This window comes from Streptomyces niphimycinicus (genome assembly GCF_018883605.1).
In the GTDB taxonomy this organism is placed as follows: Bacteria; Actinomycetota; Actinomycetes; order Streptomycetales; family Streptomycetaceae; genus Streptomyces; species Streptomyces niphimycinicus.
Genome location: NZ_JAHLEM010000683.1, coordinates 1 through 7,003 on the forward strand (window position 1 = coordinate 1; position 7,003 = coordinate 7,003).

The 7,003-nt window shown below is 73.4% G+C and carries 6 protein-coding genes; 1 reads left to right on the forward strand and 5 read right to left on the reverse strand.

Annotated elements, in window-relative coordinates; translation table 11 throughout:
- A partial coding sequence (locus tag KN815_RS40090) for an FtsX-like permease family protein (RefSeq protein ID WP_308403698.1) occupies positions 1 to 1,046 on the reverse strand: 1,046 nt, incomplete at its 3' end.
- Positions 1,043 to 1,819, reverse strand: a complete 777-nt coding sequence (locus KN815_RS40095; RefSeq protein ID WP_216346722.1) for an ABC transporter ATP-binding protein — start codon at positions 1,817 to 1,819, stop codon at positions 1,043 to 1,045. The genes KN815_RS40090 and KN815_RS40095, both read right to left, overlap by 4 nt.
- A gap of 283 nt (positions 1,820 to 2,102) precedes the next feature.
- Here KN815_RS40095 and gdhA point away from each other — a divergent pair, with 283 nt between their 5' ends.
- Positions 2,103 to 3,449, forward strand: coding sequence for an NADP-specific glutamate dehydrogenase (gdhA, locus tag KN815_RS40100; protein ID WP_216346723.1), 1,347 nt, complete (start codon positions 2,103 to 2,105; stop codon positions 3,447 to 3,449).
- A 44-nt stretch (positions 3,450 to 3,493) separates the two neighbouring features.
- On the opposite strand, the gene KN815_RS40105 is transcribed toward gdhA, so the two are convergent.
- The 3 genes from KN815_RS40105 to KN815_RS40115 all read right to left on the reverse strand — a co-directional run bounded on the left by KN815_RS40105 (position 3,494) and on the right by KN815_RS40115 (position 6,960).
- Entirely contained in the window at positions 3,494 to 4,609 is a 1,116-nt protein-coding gene (locus KN815_RS40105; RefSeq protein ID WP_216346724.1) for a PP2C family protein-serine/threonine phosphatase, read from the reverse strand.
- Positions 4,610 to 4,711: 102 nt separating this feature from the next.
- On the reverse strand, positions 4,712 to 5,491 hold the full coding sequence (locus tag KN815_RS40110) for an IclR family transcriptional regulator (protein WP_216346725.1): 780 nt from the start codon (positions 5,489 to 5,491) through the stop codon (positions 4,712 to 4,714).
- Positions 5,492 to 5,640: 149 nt separating this feature from the next.
- The gene (locus KN815_RS40115) at positions 5,641 to 6,960 is read right to left on the reverse strand and encodes an NAD(P)/FAD-dependent oxidoreductase (RefSeq protein WP_216346726.1); all 1,320 of its coding nucleotides are present in this window, start codon (positions 6,958 to 6,960) and stop codon (positions 5,641 to 5,643) included.
- Positions 6,961 to 7,003 lie beyond the last annotated feature (43 nt).

Below are 7,003 nucleotides of genomic sequence, written 5' to 3' on the forward strand. Positions count from 1 at the left end.
AGCAGCGCGCGCAGCCCCAGGTACGCGGGGACCGCCCCGGCCGCGCCCGCCGTCGCCGCCCAGGCCGCGACCCGCCCCACCTCCCGGCCCACGGCACCGCGCAACTGTCCCGGTGTGGCGCCGACCGCCCGCAACAGGCCCAGTTCATGGGAGCGTTGCCGCAGCGCCTGGACGATGGTCGACGAGACCACGAGCAGCGCCACCAGGACGACGGCACCGGCCACGGAGGCGAGCGCCATGAGCAGCTCGCCGCGGGCGGGCGCGGCGGCCAGGAACTCGGCCTCGCCCCGCTCGCCCCCGGTCAGGACGCGCACGGCGGCCGGGTCGCCCTCGGCGCGGTGCCCGACGTCGGTGACACCGGCCGCCGCCAGGGCCTTCCGCACCCGCCCGGCCAGCTCCCCCGGGTCCGTGCCGGGTGCGCCGACGACTCCGACGGCGTCCAGCGCCTCCGGGTGGCCGGCCAGGCGGCGGGCCTCGGCGCCGGTGAACCAGACGGCGGTGCCGGGCCCTTCGGCGACGCCCACGACGGTGTACGCCGTGTCGTGGCCGCCCACCCGCAGCGTCAGCCGCGCCCCGACGCGGCCCGTGCCGCCGCCCGTCACGACCTCGTCCGCGTGCTGTGGGGCGCGCCCCGTGCGTAGCGCGTAGGGCGCCAACTGGGCGGTCTCCCAGGGCCGTCCGGTGGCGGACCGGCCCGCGCGGCCCACCGGGAATTCCACGTCGGCGACGGCCGTCCGCACCCCGGGCACCGCGCGCACCGCGGTCAGCGCCGTACGGGGGATCCGGACGCGCTCGGTGAGCCCGGCGCTCACGGTCTCGCGCTCGCCCAGCGACATCGCGCTGAAGCGGGTGGTCTGGTCGCCGGCCACGACGAGGTCGGCTCCGGCGTACCGCTCCACCCGTGGATGTGCGCTCCAGGCCGAGGCGAGGGTCAGCCCGAAGGCGCCGAGCAGCAGTGAGGTGAGGGTGAGCGCGGCGAAGACGGCGGTCCACGCCTTACGGTGGGCACGGGTGGCGCGTGCGGCCAGCAGGGCGGCGACCTTCATGCGGTCCGCCCTCCCAGCTCCTTGAGGACGCGGCGGATGTCGGCCGCCTCCGGCCGCTCCTGCCGCCCGACCAGCTTCCCCCGCGTCAGGAAGAGCGCCTCGTCGGCCCAGGCGGCGGCGAACGGGTCATGGGTGACCATGACGACCGTATGGCCGTCATGGTCGACGGCCTGCCGCAGCAGCGTCAGCACCTCCTCCGCCGCGGCGGGGTCCAGCGCCCCGGTCGGCTCGTCGGCGAAGACGATGTCGGGCGTGGTGACCAGCGCGCGGGCGACGGCCACCCGCTGGCACTGCCCGCCGGACAGCTCCGGCGGCATGGCGCCGCCCCGGTCTCCCAGCCCGACCGCCGCGAGGGCCCGCAGATGCCGGTCGCCGGGGCTCTCGCCGCCGAGCATCAGCGGCAGGGCGACGTTCTCCGCGACGCTCAGCGACGGCACCAGGTGGTGCGCCTGGAAGACGAAGCCGATCCGCTCCCGCCGCAGCCGGGTCAGCGCCGCCTCGTTCAGCGAGGACAGTTGGGTGCCGCCGATGCGCACCGTGCCCGCGGTCGGCCGGTCGAGCCCGGCGGCGCACTGGAGCAAGGTCGACTTCCCGCACCCCGAGGGGCCCATCACCGCGAGGAACCGTCCGCGCGGCACCGTCAGGTGGATGGGGTGCAGCGCCAGGACCCCCGGCCGGTACTCCCGGGTGACCCCGTCCAGGGTCAGCGCGTGGTGCCAGGTCCCCGTCTGCTCCGCGATGGCCGTCGTACGGCCACGCCACTGCCTCTTCATCTGTCCGCCCCTCCGTCGACTCCGGGCGGATCGAGCCGTTCCGCCGGTCACCGAGAACGCTAGAAACGGGCGCGGCCGCGCGGGAGAGAGCACAGTCCCGTACCCGCAGGTGGTACGGCCCCCGCCGCGGGGTGGAGCAGGCTCCACCATCGCCCGATCCTCCCGGTCCGCGAGCGACTCCCTGGGCGCGCCGCCGTGGTGAACCCCGCCGGGGACAAGATCCTGGACATCCCCACAGGACCGGCATATGAGACAGAAGACAACAGAGAGGCATCAGCCACCCATGGATGTCAGCGCCCGCATCGAGGCCGTCTACGCGCAGATCGTGCACCGCAACCCCGGGGAGTCCGAGTTCCACCAGGCGGCGCGCGAGGTGCTGCCGACCCTCGCCCCCGTGCTCGGCGCGCATCCGGAGTATCTGGACGCCCGGATCGTGGAGCGGCTGTGCGAACCGGAGCGGCAGCTCGTCTTCCGGGTGCCCTGGGTGGACGACGACGGCGAGGTGCAGGTCAACCGAGGCTTCCGGGTGGAGTTCAACAGCGCGCTGGGCCCCTACAAGGGCGGCCTGCGCTTCCACCCCAGCGTCAATCTGGGCATCGTGAAGTTCCTCGGCTTCGAGCAGATCTTCAAGAACGCGCTGACGGGCCTCGCCATCGGCGGCGGCAAGGGCGGTGCGGACTTCGACCCCAAGGGGCGCTCGGACGGCGAGGTGATGCGGTTCTGCCAGTCCTTCATGACCGAGCTGTACCGCCATCTCGGCGAGCACACGGACGTGCCCGCCGGGGACATCGGGGTGGGCGCCCGGGAGATCGGCTATCTCTTCGGCCAGTACAAGCGGGTGACCAACCGCTTCGAGGCCGGGGTGCTGACCGGTAAGCCGGTCGGCTGGGGCGGTTCACCCGCGCGTACCGAGGCCACCGGGTACGGCACCGTCCACTTCGCCCAGGAGATGCTGCGCACCCGTAAGAAGGATCTCGACGGCCTTACGGTCGTCATCTCCGGATCCGGCAATGTGGCCCTCTACGCCATCGAGAAGGTCCACGCCCTCGGCGGGCGGGTGGTGGCCGCCTCCGACTCCTGTGGCCATGTGGTCGACCCGGACGGAATCGACTTGGCCCTGCTCAAGGAGATCAAGGAGGTCCGCCGGGAGCGGATCGCCGCCTATGCCGCCGCCAAGCCGGGCGCCGTCTTCTCCGGCCGGGGTTCGGTCTTCGAGGTGCCCTGCGAGGTCGCGCTGCCCTGCGCGACCCAGAACGAGCTGACCGAGCAGAGCGCGATCGCCCTGGTCAAGAACGGTGTACTGGCCGTGGCCGAGGGCGCCAACATGCCCTGCACCCCGGCGGCGATCGAGATCTTCCGGGAGGCCGGTGTGCTCTTCGGCCCCGGTAAGGCCGCCAACGCGGGCGGCGTGGCCACCTCCGCCCTGGAGATGCGGCAGAACGCCTCCCGCGAGCGCTGGACCTTCGCCCAGACCGAGGCCCGCCTGGCGGCCGTCATGACCGAGGTCCACACCCTGTGCCGCACCACCGCCGACCGCTACGACTGCTCGCCCGACGACTACGCGCTGGGCGCGAACGCCGCCGGCTTTGTGCGGGTGGCGGAGGCGATGGCCGCCCAGGGCGTCGTCTGAGCGGGTCGCGCCAGAGGGCACAGCTCACACCGACGGCACACGGCTCACGCCGACGGCAGGTCGGCCGCCGCGCGCACCGCGCCCAGCACCGGCTTACGCAGCAGCAGCAGCGCCGCGTCGTCGTGGAGCCGCCCGCCCACATGGGTCAGCAGTTCGTCGTGGAGCGAGGCGAGGGTGCGGGACGGCTCGTCGCAGACGTGCCGCGGCACCCGCTCCAGCAGCGGGAAGTACTCCCGGCCGCGGTCCCGCGCCTCGATGACCCCGTCGGTGTAGAGCAGGAGCTGGTCCCCGCCGGCGAACGGCACGATCTGGAGGCTCGGCAAATCGCCGCCCAGGGAGGCCAGCCCGAGCGGCGGGGCCGGGCGGGTGGGCTCGATGGCGATGACGCCGGACTCGCCGACCAGCAGCGGCGGGGCGTGTCCGCAGTTGACCAGCTCCATCCGGCCGTCGCTGGGGTATCCGGCGACCACGGCGGTGACGAAGTCGTCGGGCGCCAGGTTGCGGGACAGGCTGCGCTCGATCCGGGCGACGACGTCGAGCAGATCGGGCTCGTCGTAGGCGGCCTCGCGGAAGACGCCGAGCACCAGCGCGGCGGTGCTCACCGCGGGCAGCCCCTTGCCGCGCACATCGCCGACGATCAGCCGGACCCCGTACGGGGTGGGCAGCAGGGCGTAAAGATCGCCGCCCACCCGTGCCTCGGCGGCAGCGGCGCTGTAGCGGACGGCCACCTGGAACTGGCCGACCCGGGCGGGCACCGGTTTGAGCAGGGCATTCTGGGCGGCCTCGGCGACCGAGCGGACGGCGGCGAGAACCCGCTCCCGGCGTATGCGCAGGGCGCTGGCCCCGCAGCTCGCCAGGGATACGGCGGCGGGCGTGGCCAGCAGGATCGCCTGGGTGCGCAGCGGCTCCGCACCCTGGATGCCCAGGAACGCGCCCACCGCCACGGCGAGCAACCCGATGCGTATCACCCCGTACGGTCCGCATTGGGCGGCGGCCAGCGCTGGACCGATGGCGAGGAGGGGCAGCCAGGCCAGCCCCTCCGAGGTGATGAGGGCCAGCAGGGCCACCGCACAGATGATGAGGACGGGGACCGCGGGGGCGAAATGCCGACGGCCGACCAGTTGATCAGGGTCGGACGGGCGGAGTCGGGCCGGAAACATGACCTGCTTCGCTGCTCTCTTCCACTGGAGACAAGTGATACCGGAGATGTCCGTTACATCCAGAGAAACAGCGATTCCATAGATTCGGCAAGCACCGCGTTTTCAGATAGTGAGCGAGAGGTGCCTGCTCACCCGGTTCGCCGTCGGGACCAGGTGGGTCCGGAACAGCTCACGGTGCGGATCCATCGCCGCCAGCCGGGCCAGCCGGTCCGCCGACAGCGAGATCCCGAGCGAGCCGAGCCGGTCCCCGCAGCGGATGGGCACCGCGAAGCAGACCGTGCCCAGGGCGTACTCCTCCAGGTCCGCGACCAGCGGGCTGCCGGTCGGGGAGTCCAGCCGGCGCAGCAGATCGTCGGAGCGGGTGACGGTGCGCGGGGTGAGATCGACGAGCGGATGGCGGGACAGATAGTCGTAGCGGGCGTCGTCGTCCAGCTCGCGCAGTACGCATTTGCCCAGCGCGGTGGCGTGTCCGGCGTCCTCGCACCCCACCCAGAGATCGACCCGGGGCGCCTGCGGGCCGTCGACGATGTCCACGATCCGGATCTCGCCCTCGCCATAGAAGGTGAGGTAGGCGGCGGCGGAGAGTTCGTCGCGCAGCGCGGTCAGGGTGGGCCGGACCCGGGCGAGCAGCGCCTGTTCCCGGCTTCCGGACTCGAGGGTGCGCAGCTTGTCGCCGATCACGAAACCGCCGTCGTCCAGCCGGTGCACATAGCCGTCGTGGACCAGCGTCCGCAGCAGGTGGTACGTGGTCGCCAGCGGCAGCCCCGTCTCGCGTGCGAGCCGCTTGGCCGGCGCACCGCCGTCATGCGCGCCCACCGCCTCCATCAGCCGGAAGGCCCGCTGTACGGATGTGATCAACGTAGGCGCCGTTTGAACACCCATACATCCAGCTTGCTCCCGCTATGACCGGATGAGCAAGATCCATGAGATCGGACCCGCATGAGGGCGCCGACCGGTGTGATCATCCGGCCGAGGCGAGGACAGGAACAGCCACGGAGGCGGGACAGCCACGGAGGCGGGACAGCCATGGATCAGCGCAGCGGATGCAGCGGGGCCAGTTCGGCCGGGGAGGTGCCGGTCGCGATGGCGTCGGCCAGCAGCCGTCCGCTGAGCGGGCCGAGGGCCACGCCCCACATGCCGTGCCCGCCGTTGACATAGACGCGCGGCGAGGCGGTCGGGCCGATCAGCGGCAGTCCGTCGGGGGTGCAGGGGCGGGCGCCGACCCAGGTGTCCGTACGGGCGCCCCAGTCGATGCCGGGCAGCAGCGGACGGGCCGCCGCGATGATCGCCTGGATCCGGCGCGGGTCCAGCGGCCGTTCCACGGGCGCCAGTTCCATCATCCCGGCGACCCGCACCCGGCCCTCGCCCAGCGGGGTGCAGACGACCTTCTGGGCGGCCAGATACGTGGGGCGGGTGGGGGCTCCCTCGGCCGGCACGCTGAAGCTGTAGCCGCGTCCCGCCTGGACCATCACCCGGACCCCGAACGGCCGGACCAGCCTGTCCAGCCAGGCCCCGGTGGCCACGACGGCGACGTCCGCGCGGAGTTGGCCGCGGGAGGTGGTGACGGCCACGCCCCGCCCCAGGTCCCGGATTCCGGACACCTCCGTCCGCTCCAGGATCTCGCCGCCCCGCCCGCGCACCGCGTCGGCCAGCGCGCGGACGAAGTTCCCCGGGTTCAGATAGCGCTGGCCGTGGAGTTCGACGGCCGCGCCGATGCCGTCGCCGAGCGTCGGCTCCAGCTCGCGGGCCCGGTCCCCGTCGATCTGCTGGTACGCGATCGAGAAACCGGCCGCGCGGGCCTGCTCCAGCTCCTCGACCAGCGCGGTGCGCTCGACCGCGGTGCGGAAGGCGAGCAGACAGGGGTCGGCGGGCCGGGTCGGCTCGGCGACGCCGTCCGCCGCGAGGGCGTCGTACGCGTCCAGCGCATGGCGGCTCAGCGTGGCGAGGGTGGCGGCCAGGACCTGCCAGCGGCGCGAGGTGCAGTTCCGGGTGAAGGAGAGCAGAAAGCGGGCGAGCCGGGGATCGGGCCGGGGCGGTATGTAGACGGGCGACTCGGGGGAGACGAGGCTGCGCAGCCCGTAGCGGAGGGCGGCCGGTTCGGGCAGGGGCAGCGTCAGGGCCGGGGACAGCCAGCCGGCGTTCCCCCAGGACGCCCCGGCCGCGGGGTGACGCCGCTCCACGACGGTGACCTCGACGCCGTGATTCCGCAGCGACCAGGCGGTGGCGAGGCCGATCATGCCCGCGCCGATGACGATGGCGCTGCGGGGCGGGCGGGACGGACCGGTGGCACGGGACGGACCGGTGGCACGGGACGGACCGGTGGCACGGGACGGACCGGTGGCAGAGGGCACGGATGTGCTCCTTCCCATGAGTGGACCGGATGGAACGCCATCG

Coding starts and splice junctions, on each gene's coding strand:
- KN815_RS40095 (WP_216346722.1), bottom strand. CDS start 1,819: ATGAAGAGGCAGTGGCGTGGCCGTACGACGGCCATCGCGGAGCAGACG.
- gdhA (WP_216346723.1), top strand. CDS start 2,103: ATGGATGTCAGCGCCCGCATCGAGGCCGTCTACGCGCAGATCGTGCAC.
- KN815_RS40105 (WP_216346724.1), bottom strand. CDS start 4,609: ATGTTTCCGGCCCGACTCCGCCCGTCCGACCCTGATCAACTGGTCGGC.
- KN815_RS40110 (WP_216346725.1), bottom strand. CDS start 5,491: ATGGGTGTTCAAACGGCGCCTACGTTGATCACATCCGTACAGCGGGCC.